Genomic DNA, 23228 nt, shown 5'->3' on the forward strand with positions numbered 1-23228 from the left:
CCACTTCGGTGGGTCGTTTTTTCATCGGCCGCGTCTGCCAGCATGAGGGCTGACCAAGCCGTACAACCCGAACAAACCACAACATAGAAAGAGGCCCGCATGGGGGGCGGGCCTCTTTGTCTTGCGGTCAATCTGCAGCGGTAATCAGTAGAAGGTCTGCTGCTCTGCGGCCATCGCCTTGAGACGGGCACAGGGGGCGAACCGGTCGCCGTGGCGCTTCTGGTAATACTCCAGACGGCCAACCAGATGATCGATCCCGAGCGTGTCCATATAACGGAACGGGCCGCCGAGGAAGGGCGGGAAACCGATCCCGAAGATGGCGCCGATATCGCCATCACGGGCCGAGGCCACCACTCCGCTATCCAGCGCCATCGCCGCTTCGTTGAGCATCAGCAACACGCAGCGCTCGGCGATTTCCTGACGAGCCAGCTTGGCAGACGGCTTGATGCCGAGCACGCCATAGACGCTCTCGTCCACCGTCTTCTTGCCCTCTTTGCCGGTCAGCTTGTTACGCGGTGCCGCCTTGCCATAGAGGTAGAAGCCCTTGCCGTTCTTGCGTCCCTTGCGATCATTTTGCAGCAGCTTGTCGAACGCCTTGGGCGCCTGGAACTGCTCGCCGCCCAGCTCTTTCTCGAGAATGGGGGAGATCTTGGCGCCCACGTCGATACCGACCTCATCGAGCAAAGTGATGGGGCCAACCGGGAAGCCAAAGTCCAGCAGTGCGCTATCCAGCACCTCCACCGGCTCCCCTTCCAGCACCAGTCGCGCCGCTTCGTTCATGTAGGGCGCCAGGATGCGGTTGACGTAGAAACCGGCTTCGTCCTTCACCACGATAGGCGTTTTACCCTGAGCACGGGCAAAGGCCAGAGTGGTCGCGACCGTCTCGGCACTGGTACCTGCGTGGGGGATGATCTCCGCCAGCGGCATCTTGTCCACCGGGCTGAAGTAGTGCAGCCCCACGACTCGCTCCGGGTGCGCCGCCTCTGCCGCAATCTGGTTAATGGGCAAGGAAGAGGTGTTGGAGGCAAACACTGTGTGTTCACCGCACTCACGCTCTACATCTTTCACCATCTGGTGTTTGAGATTGAGATCTTCAAACACCGCCTCCACCACTATGTCCACCCGGTGAAAACCGGAGTAGTCGAGGGTGCCGGTCAGCAAGCTCATCTGCTTTTCCAGCTCGCTGCGCAGGATGTGACGGCGCTTGAGCTTCTTGGCCAGAATGTCATAGCTGTAGCGCATGGCATTGCCGATCCCGGCGCTTGCCACATCCTTGATCCGCACCGGCACTCTCGCCTTGGTGGCAGTGACGAACGCAATGCCGCCCCCCATCAGACCACCGCCCAGCACGGCGGCATGGGCCACCTTGCGCGGCTCGGCCCCCTGATAAGTGACCTCTTTCTTCATCTCGGTGGTGGCAAAGAAGATGGAGCGCAGGGCGGCAGACTCGGCAGTCATCACCAGCTCGCCAAAGTGGCGGGATTCGGCGGCCAGACCGGCCTTCATCCCCTCCTCCACGCCGATGCGTACAACGTCCAAGATCCGCTCCGGCGCCGGATAGTTGCCGCGGGTCTTGGCTTTCACCCCCTTGCTGGCCTGATCAAACAGCACCTTGCGACCCAGTTTGTTGGTCTCCAGCACCTTGCCCTGCAGATCCCGTTTCAACTGATGGCGCGGTTTGCCCTTCTTGGCCAGCTTGATGGCAGCATCCAGCAAGATTGACGGCGGCACCACATCGTCCACCAGCCCCAATTTCTTGGCTTGTTTGGCCCGCACCTGCTTGCCGGTCAGCATCAGATCCAGCGCCTTGGCCACCCCGATAAGGCGCGGCAGACGCTGGGTACCGCCAGAGCCCGGCAGCAGACCGAGCTGAACTTCCGGCAATCCCAGCACAGATTTGCCATGATCGGTCACCACCCGACCATGACAGGCCAGCGCCAGCTCCAGCCCGCCACCGAGGCAGGGACCGTGAATGGCGGCGATGACCGGAATGGTCAGCCCCTCGATCTCGGCAAAGATCTCCTGCCCTTCTCGTGACAGGGTCTCGGCATCCTTGGCACTGGTGCAGGCGGCCAGCATGGTGATGTCAGCACCGGCGATGAAGGAGTCCTTCTTGCCGGAGGTGATCACCAGACCGATCAAATCCTTGTTGCGTTTCACTTCGGCCAGCACGGTGCGGATCTCCTCCACAAAGGCAGCCTTGAGGGTATTCATGCTCTCGCCCGGCACATCCATTGTGAGGATGCCGATGCCATCTTTGCGAACATCCAGGGAAAAAGTCTTAGCGCTCATTATTCAACCTCCAACACCATAGCCACGCCCAATCCACCCGCCGCACAGGCGGTGTTGAGCCCCAATCCCCCGCCGCGACGACGCAGCTCGTGCAAGGTCTGGGTGATCATCCGCGCACCGGTCGCGGCAAAGGGGTGGCCATAGGCCAGCGAACCACCGAGGACATTGAACTTCTCCATGTCCACCTCGCCGATGGCCTGATCGCGGCCCAGCTTGTCACGGGCAAACTCGTGGCTGGCAAACATCTTGAGGTTGGCCAGCGTCTGGGCGGCAAAGGCTTCGTGCATGTCGATCAGAGTCAGATCGCTGAGCGTGATACCGGCTCTGTCCAGCGCCAGCGGCGTGGCATAGGAGGGGCCCATCAGCATGTCCTGCCACACATCGATGGCCGAGAAGGCGAAGCTGCGGATATAGCCAAGCGGCTCGAGGCCCAGCTCTTTCGCCCGCCCTTCGCGCATCAGCAACACGGCAGCGGCGCCATCGGTCAGCGGCGTGGCGTTGGCCGCCGTCACTGTGCCATGGACCCGGTCAAACACCGGCTTGAGCTTGGCGTAACTCGCCAAGTCCGAGCTTTCACGGATATTGTTGTCCCGCTCGAGCGGCGATTTGTAGGGCGGTACATGGGCGGTAAACACCTCACCGCTGAGCTTGCCATCAGCCCAAGCCTGCGCGGCCAGAGTGTGGGAGCGGTGAGCCAGCGCATCTTGCGCCTCGCGGCTGATCTGGTGACTCTTGGCCATCTGCTCGGCGGTCTGTCCCATGGAGAGGCCAGTAGAGTATTCCGCCACCGCAGGCGGCACCGGCAGCAGATCCTTGACCCGCAGCTGACGCAAAATATTGAAGCGCTGCTGCAGATTGCGCGCCTTGTTGAGATCCACCAGGGCGCGAGCCAGCTTCTTGCTCACCCCGATGGGCAGCACGGAGGAGGAGTCAGCGCCGCCGGCGATGGCGATGTCTACGGTACCGGCTATGATGGATTCGGTGACGTTGGCCACCGCCTGGAAACTGGTGGCGCAGGCGCGGGAGACGCTATAGGCATCGGTATTGACGCTCATGCCGGTACCGAGCACGATCTCGCGAGCAATGTTGGGGGCTTCCGGCATCTGTACCACCTGACCAAACACCAGCTGGTCGATAAGCTTGGGATCGAGATCGGTACGGGCGAGCATCTCGCTCACCACCAGTTTGCCGAGATCGACTGCAGGCACGCCATGAAAGGCGGTGGCCTGCTTGGCAAAGGGGGTACGCAGCCCCGCCACGACGGCAATCCGTTCGCCCTGGCGAGTCGTCAGTTTCAATGGCTGTTTCATCCTGGCTCCTTGGTTTAAAAGGCAGAGGTCTGACCTCATTGCGCCACATCTTAACAATCCAATCACAAGTTTCATACAGCTGATTGAAACTAAATTAAGCACGGCAAGGCCCCTTTGCTCGCCCTTGGGGAGCAACTGGAGTATAAAAAGATCAACTTCCATAAAAACAACGGGTTTATCGCATGGCAGCGGCGGAGTTCAGAGCGCTTAGGGACTATCTTGGCAGTCAGATCTTGGGGCAGGAAGAGCTAATAGAAGGGCTCCTGATTGCCCTGTTATGTGAAGGACATGTGTTAATCGAAGGGGCTCCCGGGCTGGCCAAAACCCGTGCCGTCAAGGCGCTCGCTGGCGCCGTCGAAGGGCGCTTTGCCCGTATCCAGTTTACCCCCGACCTGCTTCCTGCCGATCTCACCGGCAGCGAGGTGTTTCACCCGCAGGATGCCAGTTTTGTTTTCCAGCCAGGCCCCCTCTTCAACCATCTGGTGCTGGCAGACGAGATCAACCGGGCGCCGGCCAAGGTGCAATCTGCACTGCTGGAAGCCATGGCCGAACACCAGATCACCGTGGGCAAAAAGAGCTGGCGGCTGCCACCTCTCTTTATGGTCGCCGCCACCCAGAACCCCATCGAGCAGGAGGGTACCTATCCCCTGCCGGAAGCCCAGCTAGACCGCTTTTTGCTCAAGCTGATGGTGGATTACCCGAGTCCCACCATGGAGCTCGCCATCTTGCAGCTCAACGCCAGCGGCGAACAGCTTGACGCGGCACCAGTGACTCTGAGCCAGACCACCTTGCAAGGTGCTCGCAGCGAAGTGCTGGCGGTTACCATGCAAAGCAGACTGGAGCACTATCTGGTGGAGCTGGTCTGCGCCACTCGCCCGGGCAGTGGTCTTTGCCCTGCCCTTGAGCCATTGATTGCCGTGGGGGCCAGCCCTCGGGCTACGCTGGGGCTGGCTCGCTCCGCCCGCGCCCGAGCCTGGCTTGCCGGACGAGATTATGTGCTGCCGGAAGATATCCAGCTGCAAGCCTATCCGGTGTTGCGCCACCGCCTTATTCCCAGCTATCAGGCACTGGCCGACAATCTGGATAACGATATCCTGATCGCCCAACTGCTGGATCAGGTGCCATGCCCCTAGATCCCTGCCTGCATCCCGACATCGCCCTGTCGCTGCCACGGCTGCTCAATATCCGGCTATGGGCCAAGGCCAGGCAGCCACCTCACGCAGGCAGAAGCAGCAGCGAACGCGGCAAACCGGGCCGATCTCCCGGACTCACGTTTCGAGAGCTGCGCGCCTATCAGGCTGGTGACGAGGTACGCCATATCGACTGGCGAGTGACCGCACGCCTCGGTCGTCCCTTTACCCGCCTCTATAGCGAGGAGCTGGATCAGGCGCACTGGCTGCTGCTCGATCTCTCTCCTGCCATGTATTTCGGCTCCACGCTGCAGCTCAAGGCGCGTCTGGGATGCGAGTTGGCGGCAGCCCTGATCTGGCAAGGGGAGAAGCAGCACAACACCCTGATCTGCCACGGGCTTATCCCCCATCACCAGAGCCAGCGCGGCAGCGTGCTGCCCCTGCTCGAATCCCTCTGCCATCACTATCAGCAAGGGCTGGCCCGCCGGGCGCTTTCTCACTCGCTGGCCGACACTTTGTCCGGCCTGAAGCTGCCTCACGGTGCCAAGCTGACGATCATCACCGATCACAGACCCTGCGAGTCGGCGCTCTGTCAGCAATTGCAGCTGCTCTCGCGGCGCCACGATATCCACTATTGGCAGATCCGCGACCCCCTCGAGGCAGCCCTTCCTCCTGACGGCCAGCTGCCAGTGGCCATCGATCGGCCAGGGCAACACTATCAGGGCTGGCTGGATGGGGGCCATGCCGGTTTCTCCCAGCGCTACCGGTATGCCGCCGAGCAGCAGCTGGCCCACGGCAAACAGTTGCTGTTGCCATTGGTGCAGCGCCTCTATCTGCTCGATAACAGCCAGACTCTGCAACAGCAGTGGCAGGAGGGGTTATGTCATCAGGGATGATCTCGCCCGCCGAACTCGACAGCGCCAGTCCAGCCTCCGACGCCATCACTCCGCCGCTGGTCGCCCTGATGCGAGACATCCACCCGGGGCCGGATCTGATTGAACAGAGTCTTGATCCCAGAGTGCAGGCGCTATTGTGGCTCCTGATCGCCGGTTTTCTTCTACTGATGATCGTCCTGATTGCCAAGAGGGTGATACGTTACCGCAGCTGGTGTCGCCAGCTGGAGGGAGATCCGGCGCTGCTGGTGGCACGCATACAGGAGGCCCTGCGTCATGAAGCACTGCAACGCTGGCCCGAGGCGCGCCAGCTTCAGGGAGAGGCGTGGCTCGCCTTCGTCGATCGTCACGGCGGCAGCGATTTCAGCCAGTTCGCCCCTCACTGGAGCAGTTGGCTCTATGGCAGCCAGAACCCGACTCGCGAGCAGAGCGAACAGCTTCGGCATCATTATCGCCGCTGGGGTCAGACCCTCTTCTTGCAACGCTCTCCCCGCTCGGGGCGTAAAGCCGCACGGAGGCATTCATGACCCTGGCGTGGCCCTGGTTTGCGCTGGCGCTGGTGCTGCCCTTGCTGGTGCGTTTCGGCTTGCCGCCCCTGCGCCGCGGTTATCTGGCTCATCCCGGGTTTGCGCTGCTGCGCCCTCAGGCCGGATTGCCGCTCTGGCGCGCCATGCTGCTCTGGTGCGCCCTTATCCTCGCCCTCTGCCGCCCCCAGTGGTGGGGGGAACCGGTGATCAAATATGAGGGGAGTCGGGATCTGCTGCTGGCGGTGGATCTGTCAGACAGCATGCGTACCCCGGATATGCTCGACAGCGGCGAGCAGCGAGCACGGCTGACGGCAGTGCGCCAGCAGATCAAGGCGCTGATCGCCAAACGGGCCGGAGACAGGGTGGGCCTCATCGTATTTGCCGATCACGCCTACCTGCTCTCTCCCCTCACTCAGGAGATCCGGGCGCTGTTGACCTTGAGCGACGAGCTCGATTTTGATCTGGTCGGCCGAACCACCGCCCTTGGCGAAGCCATCCAGCTGGCACGTCAGCATGGGGATCCGGGTCGCCCCACCGCCCTGCTGCTGGTCACTGATGGCCGCAATACCGCAGGCAATGCCGACCCGCTGCAGGAGGCCAAACTCGCCGCGGCACAGGGAATAAGGATCTACACGCTGGGGGTCGGGGCCGATCCCGATACCTTTATTCAACCCTATGATGAGGCGGGCAGCGGTCAGGCCGATCCCAGCAGCGAACTGGACGAACCGCTCCTGAAAGAGCTGGCAAAAACAGGACAGGGGCGCTATTTCAGGGCGCGAACCCAGAGCGATCTCGATGCCATCAATGCGACTCTCAATGCCCTTGAACCTGCCCCCATGCCGATTGCCCAGTACCAGCCGGTGATCGAGCTCTACCCCTGGCCATTGGCACTGCTTTGTGGCTTGCTGCTTCTGCCATCAGGGCACGGCAGACTGGAGTTTCGCATGGTGCGTAACTGGCTGGCACGAGGCACGCGCAGATGGAGCTGATCTTGCTCCGCCCCCTGTGGCTGATCGCACTCATCCCCTGGCTCTGGCAAGGGTGGCACCGTCGTCGCCAGCCCCCGCTGCTCGCACCTGCGATGCAGGCTTATCTGCTGCCAGCATCCCGTCCTCAACGTCCCTGGCTCTGGCTGGCAACCCTGCCCGTCATTTTGGCCCTGAGTGGACCGGCACTGCGCGGTGAGCTGCAACAGCAGCCTGCAGCACCGCTAGATATCTGGCTACTGGACTTGTCACTCTCGATGACCGCCACCGATCTCAAACCGGATCGGGCAACCCGGGTCAGATGGCAGTTGCAGCAGCTGCTGAGCCGCGCCAAGGGCGAGCGCATTGCGCTGATCCTCTACGCAGGTGACGCCTACCTCGCCATGCCGCCAACCCGGGATCATCAAGCCCTTTCGCTGCTACTGCCCGACTTGCGCCCCGATATCATGCCGTTGCAGGGTAGCAACCCGGCACGGGCGGTGGAACTTGCCATGAAGCAGCTGGCCCCTGGAGAACAAGCGCGTCTGCTGCTGATCACCGACGACCTCACCCAGAATCAGATGACCCAAATCGCCGCCCTGTGGCCCTGCCAGCAACGCCTTCTTTGCCGCGACACCCAGTCGGCACGCCTCGATATTCTGCTTGCCAGCAGCGGTCAACCGGCCCCCATGCCCGCCATTCCGGCCAATGAGTTGGGGTTTGCCGCCCGCATGCCCGCGCAGTTGCCCGCCCCCGATAGTCAGGCCATTGCCGCACTGGCCAATCGCCTCGGCGGTGAGCTGCAGTGGCTTGGCAGCGACGTCCCCCGCTTTGCTCCCCTGCCCACCACGACCTCGGCCCTCACCCCGGCACCACTGGATCTTGGCCCATGGTTGCTGATCCCCTTGTTACCACTGGCCTTGCTGGCCAGAGTCGGCGCCCGGTTGATGATGGCGCTGATGGTGGGAGCTCAGCTGCTTGCGCCGCAAGATCTGCAAGCAGCAGAGAGAGGGGATCTGCAAGCGATGCTGGCTTATCAAGAGGGGGATTTTCAGCGGGCTGCCCGCACCTTCAACGATCCAGTCTGGCGCGGCAACGCCTGGTATCGGGCCGGAGCCTATCGGCAAGCTATCTCAGCCTATCAGGAAGCAGCGAGTGCCACTGCCCACTACAACCGCGGCAATGCCCTGCTGCAACTGGGGGAGTTTGCCGCAGCCAAGGAGGCCTATCTGGCCGCTCTGGCGCTGGAACCCGGCCATGAAGATGCGCTCTATAACCTCTCTCTGTTACAGGGCGCAGCGGCGGCGGCTCCCGATACCAGCACCAGCAAGCAACCCAAGCCATCGGCTGAACAGCAGGCAGCAGCAATGCCCCTGCCCCCCTCTCCCCCGGTGTTGCTGCTGGAGCAGCGACTGCGCAAAGAGGCACTACGCCGGAATCTGATCAAGGTGGAGGAGCCCTGGTGACACGGGCAGGATGGGGGCTGTTGCTCGCACTCGCGAGTCCACTTTGCTGGGCTTTGCCCCCTCGGGCAGAGCTGCTGCCGGGGGCCGACCCCAGCGATTGGCTGCTGATCATCGAAGCGGATGGCGAGCGCCAGAGCAGCGAACTGGAGATCACCCCCCTACTGAGCCAGTTTGCGGTGGGCAGAGTGACCATGAGCCGGGTCACCACCCCGGTACAACAACTGACTCGCTGGCAGATCCCGCTGCACCAGAGCGACTCACCCGCGAATACAAAGGTGATGATTGCCCCGCTCAAGCTGGGAAATGAGTTCACTCCCTCGCTCACCCTGCCATTGAGAGAGGTGAAAACAGCGGCGCTGCCGCAACCCGCAGCCCCCTCGCCCCTCGAGATGCAGGCCAGCCTTGATCATCAGGGCCTGCTCTATCCCGGCCAGCCGGTGATCTACCGCCTGACTCTTTGGCTGCCTACCAGCATGCAAAACCCGGCGTTGAGCGAGCTCAGCTCTGCTCACTTCACTATCCGTCGCCTCGGTAGTGACGAGTGGATCGCCCCCGCTCAGGCTGGTCTACCCGGCCGGCTCACCCGCAGCTGGCTCGTTCAGGCAAAAGCGCCGGGACTCTGGTACCTCGACTCACCCCGCTTGCAGGGGCAGCTCACGCAGCAAGGGAACAAGCCGCAAAAACTCTCGGCCCGTGCGGCACCGCTCGAGGTGAGGGTCGACAAAGCCCCCGCCACGCCGGTGGCCACCCGGCTGACCCTGAGCCAGCGGCTTGAACCGGCCACCATGGGGGAAGTGGGTGAACCGCTGATCCGGATCCTCACCCTGACCATGGAGAATGGTGACAGCGGCCAGATACAGCTTGCCCCCCTGATGGCCCATCAACTGCCAAGCGGCATACAGGCACATCCCGATGGCGAGCAACAGCAGGAGCGTTACCGAGATGACAAGCTGCTGTTTGAGCGACAGTGGCGCCAGACTCTGGTTGCGGAGCAGAGCGGTGACTACCAGCTGCCCCCCCTTGATCTGCCCTGGTTTAATACCCAAAGCGGCCGGATTGAACAGGCCAGCCTGCCCGCCATTACGCTGACGTTTCAAGCAACGACAAATCGGCAACCTGATCAGCAGACATCGCAGATGGCACTGCTAGAGAGCCTTTGGTGGGTCGTGCTGGCCATAACGCTGCGTGCGCTATGGCGCCACTGGCCCCGCTGGCGCGCCTTCTATCAACTGCAACGTGCCCTTGCCCAACACCAGCCAGATGCCAGTCGCAAGGCACTGCTCCGATGGGCGACCTTGCGCTGGCAGGTCTCCTATTATCAATTAGGCCAGTTGCCTGACGCTGGGCATAATCGGGTCGGCAACGCGCTCGCCGCACTCGAGCGAGCCTGTTTTGCACGGCCCTCTTCTGGTCCGTCCATCGAGTGGCGCGCTCTGGCGCGTACCCTCAGGGCTGATGAAATGGCCGGTATTGCGTACCTGATTTACCTGCTGGCCCACGGGAGTTCCCGCTCCCGCCGCCACGCCCCCTGACAAGGATTGCCCTATGGCACTGCTGTTTTTTAAAAAAAAACGTGCTCAGCAGCATATTGGTGGAAATGATCCGGACACTTCGCCGGTCTCTGATCCCATGGCTGACAAACAAACCAAATTTGAAGCACTGGTTCATGCGCTGCATGGCGATCTCTACCGGTATGCCTACTGGCTGACCCGGGATCCCAACGTGGCGGAAGATCTGGTGCAAGAGACCTTCCTGCGTGCCTGGAAGGCGATCGACACCCTGCAGGATGACAAGGCGGTCAAAGGGTGGCTGATCACCATCCTCAGACGGGAGAACGCCCGCCGCTTTGAACGCAAACAGCTTGAGCTGGTGGATCTCGACGATCACCCTCATCCCCAGCACGATGCGCTGCACAGTGAACAGGAGATGGAGAACGAGTGGTTGCACCGTCACATCGCCCGGTTGCCCGAGGAGTACCAGGAGCCACTGCTGCTGCAAGTCGTGGGAGGATTCAGTGGTGAGGAGATTGCCGAGATGCTCGGCCTCAACAAGAACACCGTCATGACCCGACTGTTTCGCGCCCGCAACCAGATCAAGGAGGCGATGGAGCAGAAGAACCAAGCAAGAGGACACGGACATGGATGAACTCGAATTTCGCCGCAACGCCATGATCCAGCCCCACGATCAACTGCCGGATTTTCTCAAAGCTGCTGAAGCCAGCCAGGCCAATCGGAACTATCTCGACGAGATGAAGCAGTTCGACAGAAGCCTCAATCGCGTCATGCAGGTAGAGGTTCCCGCCGGACTGGCCGAACGGATCCTGCTCAGGCAAGCCATGCTGCAAGACAGTGACGCGCAAAATGAGATGCCGCCATCCCGACCCCTTGGCACGGTGCCAGTCAAGCTCCGAACATCAACATCCTGGCGCCAGATCGCCCTGGCTGCATCGGTCGCCTTCCTGCTGGGAATGAGCACCCGCTGGATCACGCTGCCAGAAACGGCTCCTGCAGCCCTCTCCCTCGCACAGGTGGCGATGGCTCATGTCTATGGCGAAGAACCCTTTATTGAAGGTGTCGATGAGCAGGTCAATCTGCATAACATCAATGCCAAGATGGAGAAGTATGGCGCCACCTTGAGCGGGATGGATGGGCTCAAGGTGACCTATGTCAATCACTGCTCGTTTTATCAGGGACCAGCCTTGCACATGGTGATTCAGGGAAAGATGGGGCCAGTCACTCTCTTTTTAGTGCCCAAACATGTGCCATTAACCCTGCAACAGGCAACCTTTGAAGATGGCACCCTCAAAGGGGAGATAGTCCAGCTCAAAGGCGCCAATATGGTACTGATTGGCGAGATGAAAGAGCCACTTGCCCCCGTTGCCAACGCCCTGCAGTCACGTCTGCAGTGGGACATTTAACATCGCTGGTTAACAACCTCAGATCCATCCTCAATAGCAGGCGGCGGTCACGAGCCGCAGCCTGTTCCCTCCCTGTTTACTCCCCTTTGTCACTCATTTGCCTCAAGATTTCGAAAAATTGACAAAATTATTTTTGTGACGGAGATCGGCAATTCAGGTCAATAATCCACCTTTCGACCCTCAAAATGATGAATTAAACAGCAGGTCAAAACAAATGATTAACACATCGATCACTTTTATGTATTCTGCTGTCACTGGTCTGATTTCTTACCTCCTACCAGATCCATAGAATCACGCCAGAATTGATTGGGAAGAAGCTGAAATAAAAACGGATTTTGTCGAGGTTTGCATTGAACGTGCAGCCAATATCGGCAAAAAAATCTGCCTACAAGAGAGAACACCATGACGACAACTATTTTCAAGAAGAGCCTGATTGCCGCCACCATCGCGCTGGCCACCGGTCAAGTCCATGCTGCGGCATTCCAGTTGAACGAGCACTCAGCCTCCGGTCTGGGTCGCGCCTATGCCGGTGAAGCAGCTATTGCCGACAACGCCTCCGTGCTGGCCCGTAACCCGGCTGCCATGACCACCTTCGACAAGATGGCGGTTTCTGTCTCTGGCACCTACATCAAACCGGATGTGGATGTGGATGGTGCAATAAATCGGGTTGATGCAAACGGGAACAAACTTGCCAAATTAACCGATGCAAGCGAGTCAGGCATTGCTCCGGCAGCCTTTGTTCCTGCTGCTTACTTTATTCAGCCGCTGAATGACCAGTGGGCTTGGGGTATTGGTCTCTTCTCCAACTACGGCCTCTCCACCGAATACTCCGAAACCTTCCCTGCCGGTGCTGGCGCAGGTAATACCGAGTTGATGACTCTCAATATCAACCCGAACATCGCCTATCGCATCAATGAGCACTTCAGTGTGGGTGCCGGCATCAACGCCGTTTACGGTGCCGCAGAACTTAACCGTTTTGCGGGTTACACTGGCACAGCTTTGCCCAAAGATACCAATGTCGCTCATCTTAAGGGGGACACTTGGGGCTTTGGCTGGAACGTTGGCACTCTGTACGAAGTCAATGAGAACCATCGCTTTGCTCTGACCTACCGTTCACAGGTCGATATGAGCTTTGATGGTGACTTCCAGGGGCTCACTTCAGGGAACCGCACTGTTGATGGCAATCTGAAACTGGATCTCCCCGCTCAGGCCGAGTTTGCCGGTTATCACCGTTTGAATCAGCAATTCGCCGTTCACTACTCTGTTAACTGGACTGACTGGAGTGCGTTCCAAGAATTAAAGGCGACCAGCTCAGGCTGTAATACCCCAGGCGAACCAGGTGTATGTCTCAATAAACCCGAGAAATTTAAAGACTCCACTCGCTACTCCATCGGCGGTACCTGGTATATCAATCCAGCTTGGGAAGCTCGTCTGGGCTTTGCCTATGACAACACCCCGATTGAAGCTGAATACCGTAGTTTGAGTATTCCGGACTCAGACCGTATTTGGTACAGCGCCGGTGCTACCTACCATATCAATACCGATATGAGCGTTGACTTTGGTATGGCCTATCTGGACGGCAAAGAAGTCGATGTCAATGAAGGCCTGCCAAACCACGACAGTTTGAACCGCTGGCAAGGTACTTCCCACGGCAACGCCTTCCTGGCTTCTGCCCAGTTCAACATGAAGTTCTGATTATTGATAGAATTGAAAGAGCGCCGTCAGGCGCTCTTTTTTTATCCGAAAAAACCATCTCAGCGCACACATGTAGCACACACGTGTTTATTTTTCTTTTCCAATCAAGCTAATAGAGTGCATCATCCCAGCATTTAATCTTGTTTTATCCAGATACTGGCCATTACCGTTGCCTTACTGGTCATACCATATAAAATCCTGCCTCCATTCATATGACCTATTGAACCTTCGGGTAACAGCAAGGATTTTGCCATGCATCCCATCATCAAACCGTCCGCCATCGCCCTGCTGGTGATCGCGGGTCAGACCCATGCCGCGGGCTACCAGTTATCAGAACAATCAGCGACGGGTCTTGGCCGCGCTTTTGCTGGAGAGGCCGCTATTGCGGACAATGCCTCCGTATTGGGCCGCAATCCCGGTGCTATTACCCGTTTTCGTAGCCCTACTCTTTCTAGTGGCGTTATCTACCTGAAACCGGATGTCAATATCGGCGGCCAGGTGCGCGACAATTTCGGCACCCAGAATGCCATAGCCAACGATATCGCAGATGATGCCTGGATCCCGAACCTATATTTCATTGCGCCGATTAACGAGCGTCTGAGCATGGGATTATCTGCCAACTCTCACTACGGCTTGGGGATCAAGATGCCGCTGGGCTATCATGCCGGTCATTTCGGTAATGTCTCGGACATCAGAACCGTCGATTTGGGGAGTGCGCTGGCTTATCGCGTCAGCGACATGCTCTCCATTGGGGTGGGGCTCTCTCTCATTCAGGGTGAAGGGGAAGTAGGCGGCACCTATCCCACCACCCTCACCAATGGTCAAAGCGTCATTGCCAAGCATGTGAAAGGCGATGGCCGCGAACTCGGCTGGAACACAGGTATTCTGTTGACCCCCAGCGAGCAAACCCGGATAGGTCTCTCCTACCGCAATGGCGTTGATCTCAAACTCAAGGGGGATGCGACCCTGAGTAAGCCAGTGGTGCCGGGTACATTTGTAAGCATCAGCGATCAAGGCAATCTGGTGCTGCCGCTGCCTGCGACGGCTGAGCTGGCACTCTTCCAGCAGATAAACGATAAACTGGCGATCCATAGCAGCATCAACTGGACTGACTGGAGCAAGTTTACATCGTTGACGGCCAATCTCGCTCATCTGGGCACCCTACCAATTAAAGAAGAACATTGGGAAGATAGCTGGCGCTATGCTCTGGGGATGACCTATCAACTGGATGCCAAATGGCAACTGCGCTCCGGCATGGCCTATGATGCCAGCCCGGTGCCAGCCGATCGTCGTACCATCTCCATCCCGGATGCCGATCGCCTCTGGTATAGCCTGGGAATGGGGTATCAGTTCACGCCCGACCTGAGCGTGGATCTGGGGCTGACCCTGATCGATGGCAAGAAAGTAGACGTGCATGAAAGCTTCACCCAAGGCAGCTATCAATCCCGCTTTGATGGTACCTCCGAAGGGGATGCCTGGCTGGCTGGTGCACAATTGAGCTATCTCTTCTAAATTCCTTCCCTGCAAAAAACGCTATGCCAATTATTGCCTTACTCAATAAGGTGAACACTGGCATAGTGTTCTGCAACACCATAAAATCAACCCAGTACCTTTACTGGAGCAAGGCATGTATTCCTACGTAGCAAGACAGCCGATCCTCGACAGAGACCTCAAAACTCATGCCTATGAGCTGCTCTTTCGCGATAGTCTGAATAATGTCTTCCCGAGCATCTCCTCCCAACAGGCGACATCACGCTTGGTGGTCGAACAGTTCCTGCAACAAAATATCGATCAGCTCTTGGGCGGCCGCCCCTGCTTTATCAACTTCCCCCACTCACTGCTGCTGGAGGGATTGGCAGAGTGCCTGCCGCCCGAAAAAGTGGTGATTGAAATTCTGGAAGATTCCCCACCGGATGATGCCCTGCTGGAAAAGGTGAAACAGCTGCACAAGCTGGGATATCAACTGGCACTCGATGACTTCACCATGTCACCGGATTGGGAGCGCTTCCTCCCCTTTATCCACATCATCAAGTTTGATCTTCGTGCCACCCCCCTGATGCAGATCAAAGTGTTTATCCAGCGGCATCAGACGCTGGGGCTCACCTATCTGGCGGAAAAAGTAGAGGACAAGGCGGAGTTCGAGCGGGTCAAACAGCTGGGGATCCAGCTGTTCCAGGGCTTTTTCTTCAGCAGACCCGAGATGGTCAAGCAAGCCACCATGGAGCCAGCGCAAGTCGTGGTGATGCAGTTGCTCAACGTGGTCAACGAGGCAGAGCCTGATATCAACAAGATTGAGCAGCTACTCGGTCAGGATATCTCCCTCTCCCTCAAGCTGTTGCGCTATGTCAACCATCTCAAAGGTCACACCAACCCTATTTCGTCATTTCGCCAGGCTGCCATCTATCTGGGCAACACCCAGCTAAAGCGCTTTGTTTCGCTGGTAGCCGCGACCAGCGCCGGCAAGGGCAAGAGCGCCGAACTCTACCAGATGTCGATGATCCGTGCCCGATTCTGTGAACTGCTGGCCCACGCCCACGCCCCGAGCCAGCAGGCACAACAGGCCTTTATCACCGGTCTCTTCTCCCTGCTGGATGTACTGATGGAGCAACCGATGGACAAGCTGCTCGGCACTATCCCTCTTATCGACGATATTCGGCTGGCGCTGCTGGAACGCAAAGGCAATCTGGGTTTCTACCTCGCGTTTTGTGAAGATTACGAGAGCGCCAACTGGTCACGGGTAACGGCCAGAACAGCCCGCCTGGGGCTGAGCGAGGATAAGGTGAGTCACCTCTATCTGGCCGCCACCACCTGGGTCACGGAACAACTGCTGGCGATGGAAGCCACCAATTAATTCGCCTCATCATTCACTTCGACCGCGATAGCGGTCGCCTCCCCGCCCCCGATACAGAGCGCGGCCACGCCTCGCCGCAGACCCCGTTGCCGCAGCGCGGCGATCAGCGTCACCAGAATGCGCGCGCCACTCGCCCCCAGCGGATGACCGAGTGCACAGGCCCCTCCATGCACATTGACCTTGTGATGAGGGATGCCGACCCCACTCATGGCCAGCATGGTGACCATGGCGAAGGCCTCGTTGATCTCAAAGAGATCCACCTCTTCCACCGACCATGCCAGACGCGCCAGCAAGCGTGAAATGGCGCCAATGGGTGCAGAGGTAAACTCGGCGGGCAATGCTGCATGGCTCTGATAACCGACAATCCGTGCCAGCACTGGTACCTGCCAGGCTTGCGCCGTGGCGCTATCCATCAATATCAGCGCCGCCGCACCGTCCGAGATGGAGCTCGAATTTGCTGCCGTAATGGTGCCCTCCTTGCCAAACGCAGGCTTCAGGGTCGGGAGCTTCTCCGGTCTGCCCTTGCCGGGCTGCTCGTCTTCGGCCAGCAACAAGCGCTCACTGCGATAGACGCTTGTCAGCTCGGTCACAAACGAACCAGCTTGCTGCGCATCACGGGCACGCTGCAACGACGCAAGAGCAAACTCATCCATGGCACTGCGGGTCAAACCGGCCTGATCGGCGCTGCGCTGGGCATGTACCCCCATCAGCTGGCCATCATAGGCATCTTGCAAACCGTCGAGGAAGAGGTGGTCCAGCACCTTTTGATGCCCCATCCGAAAGCCGTTGCGGGCGTTATCCAACAGATAGGGGGCACGGCTCATGCTCTCCATCCCCCCCGCGACCACCACCCTGTTGTCACCAAGGCGGATGGTATCCGCCGCCAGCATCACAGCTTTCATGCCGGATCCGCACACCTTGTTGACCGTGGTAGCAGGCACACTATCTGGCAACCCTGCTTTCAACAACGCCTGCCGAGCTGGCGCTTGCCCCACGCCCGCCGCCAGCACATTGCCCATAAACACTTCATCGATCTGCTCCGGACTCAGCCCACTTTGCTGTAGTGCCGCCTCGATGGCATAGGCACCCAACTCAGGCGCAGTCACCTCTGCCAATGCCCCCTGAAACGCCCCCATCGGAGTCCGTTTTGCCGCCACAATTGCAATATCCATTTGCCTGCCTCTGTTTGTTACATGGCCATAACATAGGGGTTCTGACGCAATGGAACAAGAGTTGCAGTGCAGTTTACGTTTAGGTAAGGTGCAGACAGGATTTAGTTCGCCAAGAAGTCTGTATGAACAACAAGGATGAAGGACGGCGCTTCAGCATCAGTGAGCTGGCCCGGGAATTTGATATTACGACGCGCAGTATCCGCTTTTATGAGGATCAGGGGTTACTCAATCCCGCCCGAGAGGGACAAACCCGCATTTACAGCAAGCAGGATCGGGTTCGCCTCAAACTCACCCTGCGCGGCAAGCGGCTCGGATTCAGCCTCGCCGAGATCCGCGAGCTGTTTGATCTCTATGATGCCGACAAGAGCAGCCGCACCCAGTTACAGACCATGCTGGGACTGGTTGAGGAGAAACGGGAGACACTGCAACAGCAGATGGAAGATATCAGGATGGTGCTGCTGGAGCTGGATGCCGCCGAGCAGCGCTGCCAACAGGCGCTTAGCCAGCTGGGATAACCGCCTTGCTGGCTTATCAGGTAAGTCCCTTCAGCCTGCTCACAAGATGCCAGATAGCAAAAAGCCACTCCTGAGAGTGGCTTTTCTTCAACCTGACGGTTCGCTATTAAACGCGAACGAAGTCCAGGTGGATCAGCTTGTAACGTACCGGGTGACGCTGGATAGCTTTCACTTTTACGTTAACTTCTTCACCGTTGACAACCAGAGTCAGTACAGACTCATAGAATTCCGGCTTCTCTTGAGCCAGGATCATTTTCTTGTGGTCAACAGTGATGGACAGGGCTTCTTTGCCTGCACCGTAAACGATGGCAGGAACTTGGTCAGCTTGACGCAGGCGGCGGCTCGCACCTTTCCCCAGGTCAGAACGGACTTCAGCTTGGAATACGAAAGACATAGTATGTATCTCTTTTTGATGAATTTATGGTGCTAACTGCGACCGGTCAGCACCTCGCAAAACGAGCGCGAATACTACCACGGGCCAAATTCGGATACAAGGCACCGACTCTGCATTTAGCGCCCCTGCTCCAACCGGGCGAATTGCTGCTGACGCTGGGCCGGGCTCAGGGCATCAAACCGCGCCAGGGTCTCGGCGCGCGGGCAGTAGAGACCCTCCCCAGTTCTGACCCGAATGCTCTTGCCAAGCCGCGGCTGATTCTCTGCCACCAGCGCCAGCAAATAGCTGTAGGTATCGGCTCCTCGGGCGCTGGATAACTGGTTGGCAATGCGCCACAGGGTCTCCCCTGCTGCGACCTGATGACACACAGTTTGTGGACCGCCGGCCGCAGGAGCCGAGAGGGTAAGCATGGCGTCACTGCCTGCGGATAAGCTAGCCGTGTGGCTGGCGAGCGCCATATCGGTACTCGCGACTCCCTCATATCCTTGGGCACCACTCATCCCCGCTGTGCGAAAGGTCACCCCCAGCTGAGCGAGCAGAGGTTCGCTCTCGGCGGGGTCGGTGAGCATATCAACACCACCGAACGCCTCTTGAGATGTGCGGAACTCGGCGATAAAGGGCGCGACAGGTTGCGCGTGATAATCAGGGGAACCACTCCCCTGCTGCACGATTGCAGCGACCTGGCCGGGGGCGACCCCGTAAGCCATCTCGTCGATACGCCGCAGCCTTGCCAGATAGGTTTTGGAGAGCTGCGCCTCCCCCTCGAACAGATCGAAAGGGGGGACCAGCCGGGCGGGAAAGAGGATCTGCCAGCGACCGTGCTTTTGCTTTTGGGCCAGCGGCGGAAACTGATTGCCACGCCAAGCCACAAACATCGCAGGCGGCGTGCGCGCCAGCGGGTAATATTCCGGGTTCAACTGCACCCAAGTTTGTTCCGCGATGGGTTGATAACCGCTGATCACCACCTGCGCCACACTCAACCAGATCCCCAGCATCCTTGCCTCCCTGATTTGCGGTTTGAAGGGGCTACCTGACCGGCGACCCCTTCTCATCACCCGCTATCATGCTGTTAAAACAGTTAGATAGCAGCTTAGCACTGAGCGATGGCGTTAAGCACCCGTTTATCGGAGACCGGATAAGGGGTCCCCAGATTCTGAGCGAAGAACGACACCCGCAGCTCCTCAATCATCCAGCGGATATTGACCACCTCGGTGGGAATAAGCTGGGATTTGGGGATCTTGGCCAGCAGCGCCTTGTACTCCGACTCCACACTGTGCACCTTGAGCATGTAGACCCGATCCCGGTTGGGATCGATGGCGAGCTTCTCGAGACGACGCTCGATGGCGCGCAGATAGCGCAGCAAATCAGGCAACCGCTGCCAACCGGTCTCGGTGACAAAACCTTTGTGAATAAGGTTGCCGAGCTGCTGCTGGATATCGGACATGGCAAAGGCGGTGTCGAGCTGCATCTTGCCCTTGAGCCGCTTCTTGATCTCATGGGAGAGCGTTAGTACGGCTTCCACCTGCTTGGCCACCTCCACCACCGCATCATTGAGCTCGGCACGGACATACTCCTTGAGCGCCTCGAAACCGGCCTCGTCCCAGGCCAGCCCACCATGTTGCTCGATCAGCTTGTCGCAGCCGCAGGCGATGCAGTCATCTATCAGCTCCGCCACCTTGCCAAACGGGTTGAAATAGAGCCCGAGCTTGGCCTTGTTGGGCAGCTTCTCCTGCAGATACTTGATAGGAGATGGCACGTTGAGCAGCACCAGCCGGCGCTGGCCCGCCCACATCAGCTGCTGCTGCACCACAGAGCTCTCCACCAGCTGAATGGCGACCGAATCCTTCTCGTCTACCAACGCCGGATAGGCTTTCACCTCGAAGCCGCCGCGCTTCTGGCTGTACTCCTGGGGCAGCTCGCCAAAGCTCCACAGGGTGAGACCGGACTGCTCGATGTCATCATCCGCCACTTGTGACAGGGTCTCCTGTACCTTGCCACGCAGCGACTCTTTCAAGGCATCCAGATCTTTCCCTTCCGCCACCTTCTTGTGTTTGTCGTCCACCACCCGGAAGGTGAGTTTCAGGTGATCGGGCACCGCAGCCCAGTCCCAGGATTCACGAGGTACGGTGACGCCGGTCATGCGGCGCAGTTGGCGCTCCATCTCGTCCAGCAGCGGTCCCTGCTCGGGGTTAATGCTGGCAAGCAGCGCATCGGCATAGTTGGGCGCCGGCACAAAATTCTTGCGCATCGGCTTGGGCATCGACTTGATAAGGGCCACCAACAGCTCGTGGCGCAGCCCGGGGATCAGCCACTCGAACCCCTTCACCTCCACCTGATTCAGGAGCGGCAGCGGGATATGCAGGGTCACGCCATCGGCGGCCTCCCCCGGCTCGAACTGATAGGTCAGCTTGAGCTTGAGACGCCCCTGCTGCCAGAAGTTGGGGTAGTCGAGATCGCTGATGTGGGCCGCATCCCCCTTCATCAGCATCTCTTTCTCGAAGTTGAGCAGTTCGGGATCCAGCTTTTGCGCCTCTTTCCACCACTTGTCGAAGTGGCGGGCGGAGATCACCTCCTCCGGCAAACGAGCATCGTAGAAGCGAAACAAGTCCTCATCATCCACCAGAATGTCACGCCGACGGGACTTGTGCTCCAGCGCCTCCACCTCGGCCAGCAGCTTGCGGTTATCGCTAAAGAAGCGGTGGCGGGTCTCGAAATCCCCTTCTACCAGGGCACGGCGAATAAAGAGCTCACGACAGAGCGGCGGATCGATGCGGCTGAAGTTGATGGTGCGCTCATTGACCAGGGTCAGGCCGTAGAGGGTCACCTTTTCCTTGGCCATCACGGCGCCATTTTTCTTCGACCAATGGGGGTCGCTGTGATGCAGTTTGATGAGATGACCCGCCAGCGGCTCTACCCACTCGGGTTCAATCTTGGCGTTGATGCGGGCGTAGAGACGCGAGGTTTCCACCAATTCTGCGGCCATCACCCACTTGGGCGGCTTCTTGAACAGACCCGAGGCCGGGAAGAGGTGGAAGCGGCCGTTGCGGGCGCCGAGAAACTCCGGTTTTTCCAGATCCTTGGTGCCGATATGGCTCAAGAGGCCGGTCAGCAGCGCGCAGTGCACCGTCTTGAAATCCGCCGGTTCATGGTTGACTTTAAAACCCAGCTCCTTGACCGTCTGACGCAGCTGGAAGTGAATGTCCTGCCATTCGCGCACCCGCAGGTAGGAGAGAAACTCCTTCTGGCACATGCGGCGAAACGGGTTGCTGCCAAGGGCATCCTGCTGCTCTTTCAGGTAGTTCCACAGATTGACAAAGGCGAAGAAGTCGGAATCCTTGTCCTCAAAGCGCCTGTGTTGCTCATCGGCGGCCTGCTTCTTCTCCATGGGTCGCTCACGGGGATCCTGAATGCTGAGGGCCGCGGTGATCACCATCACCTCGCTCAAGCAGCCGGTCTGCGCCGCGCTGATCACCATCTTCGCCAAACGCGGATCAAGGGGGATGCGCGAGAGCTGGCGACCGGTCTCGGTCAGCTGCAACTTGGCTTCGCGCTCGCCGGTGGCGGGCAGCTCGCGCACCGCCTCCAGCTCTTTCAAGAGAGTCAGGCCATCCTTGATATGGCGGGACTCTGGTGGCTCGACGAAGGGGAACGCCTCCATGTTGCCAAGGCCGAGCGCCAGCATCTGCAGGATGACGGAGGCCAGGTTGGTGCGCAGGATCTCGGGGTCGGTGAAGGCAGGGCGGCTGTTAAAATCCTCCTCCGAGTAGAGGCGGATACAGATGCCGTTCGCCACCCGACCGCAACGCCCTTTACGCTGGTTGGCGCTGGCCTGGGAGACCGGCTCGATGGGCAGGCGCTGCACCTTGGTACGCCAGGAGTAGCGGCTGATGCGGGCTGTGCCCGGATCGATGACGTAGCGAATGCCCGGCACCGTCAGCGAGGTCTCCGCCACGTTGGTGGCGAGCACGATGCGTCGCCCAGCATGGGGCTGGAACACCTTGTTCTGCTCGGCGTTGGAGAGACGGGCGTAGAGCGGCAACACCTCGGTATCGCGCAGATTGAGCTTGCGCAGGGCATCGGCAGTATCGCGGATCTCCCGCTCGCCGTTCATGAAGATAAGGATGTCCCCCAGCCCCTCGCGGGCCAGCTCTTCCACCGCATCGAAGATCCCCTGCAGTTCGTCGCGCTCTTCAAGACCTTCGCTCTTGTCACTGGTAAGTGGGCGATAGCGCACCTCCACCGGATAAGTGCGGCCGGAGACCTCGATCACCGGCGCCTTGTTAAAATGGCGGGAGAAACGTTGCGGGTCGATGGTGGCCGAGGTGATGATCACCATGAGATCAGGGCGCTTGGGCAGCAGTTGCTTGAGATAGCCCAGGATGAAGTCGATATTGAGGCTGCGCTCGTGGGCCTCGTCAATGATGATGGTGTCGTACTGGGTGAGCATCCGGTCGTTCTGGATCTCCGCCAGCAGAATACCGTCAGTCATCAGCTTGATGTGGGTCTGCTCGCTCACCTGATCGGTAAAGCGCACCTTGTAACCCACGTAGTGGCCGAGTTCGGACTCCATCTCCTCGGCAATACGGGCCGCCACGGTGCGGGCTGCCAGACGGCGCGGCTGGGTGTGGCCGATAAAGCCCTTGACCCCACGCCCGAGCGCCAGACAGATCTTGGGGATCTGGGTGGTTTTGCCCGAGCCGGTTTCCCCAGCGATGATCACCACTTGGTGCTCTTGAATCACCTTGGCGATCTCCGCCTGTTTCTGGCTGACCGGCAGGTTGTCCGGATAGGTGACCTTGGGTACGCCCGCAAGACGGGATTGATAGCGCGCTTGTGCGGCATCCAGATCGGCAGCGATGGTCTCCAGCACGGCGGCCTGTTTGCCTTCAGGCAGCTTCTTGACCCCGTGCAGACGGCTGGAAAGGCGGCGGGCGTCGAGGTTCATGCAGGCAGAGAGACGGCGGCGCAGCGCCTCGATAGAGAGAGACAAGGTACGAATTCCTTAAATAGGTGCCCAGAGGGGCTATATCGATTAGCTGGGAGCGATCCTAAAGAGCGAGCGGGGGCGGTGCAAGCCTTAACGTAGCGTTATATATGGGGA

General features: G+C 59.1%; 18 protein-coding genes. 12 read left to right on the top strand and 6 right to left on the bottom strand.

Translation table 11 applies throughout. From position 1 onward, the window contains the following. Positions 1-144: 144 nt before the first annotated feature. Entirely contained in the window at positions 145-2292 is a 2148-nt protein-coding gene (fadJ, locus tag ACB040_RS15325) for a fatty acid oxidation complex subunit alpha FadJ (protein ID WP_338770969.1), read from the bottom strand. After that, complete coding sequence (gene fadI / locus ACB040_RS15330; protein WP_371155443.1) at positions 2292-3602, bottom strand: acetyl-CoA C-acyltransferase FadI; 1311 nt, start codon at positions 3600-3602, stop codon at positions 2292-2294. Before fadI ends, fadJ begins: the two co-directional genes overlap by 1 nt. Positions 3603-3784: 182 nt before the next feature. Between fadI and ACB040_RS15335 the strand changes: the two genes are divergently transcribed. The 11 genes from ACB040_RS15335 (at position 3785) to ACB040_RS15385 (ending at position 16046) form a co-directional block, all read left to right on the top strand. Then, positions 3785-4735 (top strand): MoxR family ATPase, encoded by a 951-nt coding sequence (locus tag ACB040_RS15335; RefSeq protein ID WP_047440257.1) that lies wholly within the window; start codon positions 3785-3787, stop codon positions 4733-4735. Next, positions 4726-5628 (top strand): DUF58 domain-containing protein, encoded by a 903-nt coding sequence (locus tag ACB040_RS15340; RefSeq protein WP_371155440.1) that lies wholly within the window; start codon positions 4726-4728, stop codon positions 5626-5628. The genes ACB040_RS15335 and ACB040_RS15340 overlap by 10 nt, the downstream gene beginning before the upstream one ends. After that, a complete protein-coding gene (locus ACB040_RS15345; protein ID WP_371155438.1) occupies positions 5613-6152 on the top strand; it encodes a DUF4381 domain-containing protein in 540 nt (179 codons plus the stop codon). Before ACB040_RS15340 ends, ACB040_RS15345 begins: the two co-directional genes overlap by 16 nt. After that, the gene (locus ACB040_RS15350; protein WP_371155436.1) at positions 6149-7141 is read left to right on the top strand and encodes a VWA domain-containing protein; all 993 of its coding nucleotides are present in this window, start codon (positions 6149-6151) and stop codon (positions 7139-7141) included. The genes ACB040_RS15345 and ACB040_RS15350 overlap by 4 nt, the downstream gene beginning before the upstream one ends. Beyond that, positions 7132-8583, top strand: a complete 1452-nt coding sequence (locus ACB040_RS15355; RefSeq protein WP_338770987.1) for a VWA domain-containing protein — start codon at positions 7132-7134, stop codon at positions 8581-8583. The genes ACB040_RS15350 and ACB040_RS15355 overlap by 10 nt, the downstream gene beginning before the upstream one ends. A gap of 20 nt (positions 8584-8603) precedes the next feature. Further along, on the top strand, positions 8604-10115 hold the full coding sequence (locus tag ACB040_RS15360; RefSeq protein WP_338774995.1) for a hypothetical protein: 1512 nt from the start codon (positions 8604-8606) through the stop codon (positions 10113-10115). Positions 10116-10128: 13 nt separating this feature from the next. After that, entirely contained in the window at positions 10129-10728 is a 600-nt protein-coding gene (locus tag ACB040_RS15365; protein ID WP_371155434.1) for a sigma-70 family RNA polymerase sigma factor, read from the top strand. Next, positions 10721-11500, top strand: coding sequence for a DUF3379 domain-containing protein (locus ACB040_RS15370; RefSeq protein ID WP_371155432.1), 780 nt, complete (start codon positions 10721-10723; stop codon positions 11498-11500). The genes ACB040_RS15365 and ACB040_RS15370 overlap by 8 nt, the downstream gene beginning before the upstream one ends. Before the next feature lie 402 nt (positions 11501-11902). Continuing rightward, on the top strand, positions 11903-13195 hold the full coding sequence (locus tag ACB040_RS15375; protein WP_371155430.1) for an outer membrane protein transport protein: 1293 nt from the start codon (positions 11903-11905) through the stop codon (positions 13193-13195). Positions 13196-13447: 252 nt separating this feature from the next. Beyond that, a complete protein-coding gene (locus ACB040_RS15380) occupies positions 13448-14707 on the top strand; it encodes an outer membrane protein transport protein (protein WP_371155428.1) in 1260 nt (419 codons plus the stop codon). A gap of 115 nt (positions 14708-14822) precedes the next feature. Further along, positions 14823-16046 (top strand): EAL and HDOD domain-containing protein, encoded by a 1224-nt coding sequence (locus tag ACB040_RS15385; protein WP_005333249.1) that lies wholly within the window; start codon positions 14823-14825, stop codon positions 16044-16046. On the opposite strand, the gene ACB040_RS15390 is transcribed toward ACB040_RS15385, so the two are convergent. Further along, positions 16043-17218 (bottom strand): thiolase family protein, encoded by a 1176-nt coding sequence (locus ACB040_RS15390; RefSeq protein WP_338771002.1) that lies wholly within the window; start codon positions 17216-17218, stop codon positions 16043-16045. The genes ACB040_RS15385 and ACB040_RS15390 overlap by 4 nt on opposite strands. Positions 17219-17340: 122 nt before the next feature. Here ACB040_RS15390 and ACB040_RS15395 point away from each other — a divergent pair, with 122 nt between their 5' ends. Continuing rightward, positions 17341-17733, top strand: a complete 393-nt coding sequence (locus tag ACB040_RS15395; protein WP_005360322.1) for a MerR family DNA-binding transcriptional regulator — start codon at positions 17341-17343, stop codon at positions 17731-17733. 106 nt (positions 17734-17839) lie between these two features. Here ACB040_RS15395 and rplY read toward each other — a convergent pair whose 3' ends face one another. The 3 genes from rplY to hrpA form a co-directional block, all read right to left on the bottom strand. Further along, positions 17840-18127, bottom strand: coding sequence for a 50S ribosomal protein L25 (gene rplY / locus ACB040_RS15400; protein WP_005360320.1), 288 nt, complete (start codon positions 18125-18127; stop codon positions 17840-17842). Between the two features lie 116 nt (positions 18128-18243). Then, on the bottom strand, positions 18244-19122 hold the full coding sequence (locus tag ACB040_RS15405; protein WP_338771006.1) for a hypothetical protein: 879 nt from the start codon (positions 19120-19122) through the stop codon (positions 18244-18246). Between the two features lie 95 nt (positions 19123-19217). Continuing rightward, the gene (hrpA, locus tag ACB040_RS15410) at positions 19218-23117 is read right to left on the bottom strand and encodes an ATP-dependent RNA helicase HrpA (RefSeq protein WP_371155424.1); all 3900 of its coding nucleotides are present in this window, start codon (positions 23115-23117) and stop codon (positions 19218-19220) included. Between the last annotated feature and the right edge of the window lie 111 nt (positions 23118-23228).

The organism is Aeromonas sp. S11(2024), from assembly GCF_041402345.1.
Taxonomy (GTDB): domain Bacteria; phylum Pseudomonadota; class Gammaproteobacteria; order Enterobacterales; family Aeromonadaceae; genus Aeromonas; species Aeromonas veronii.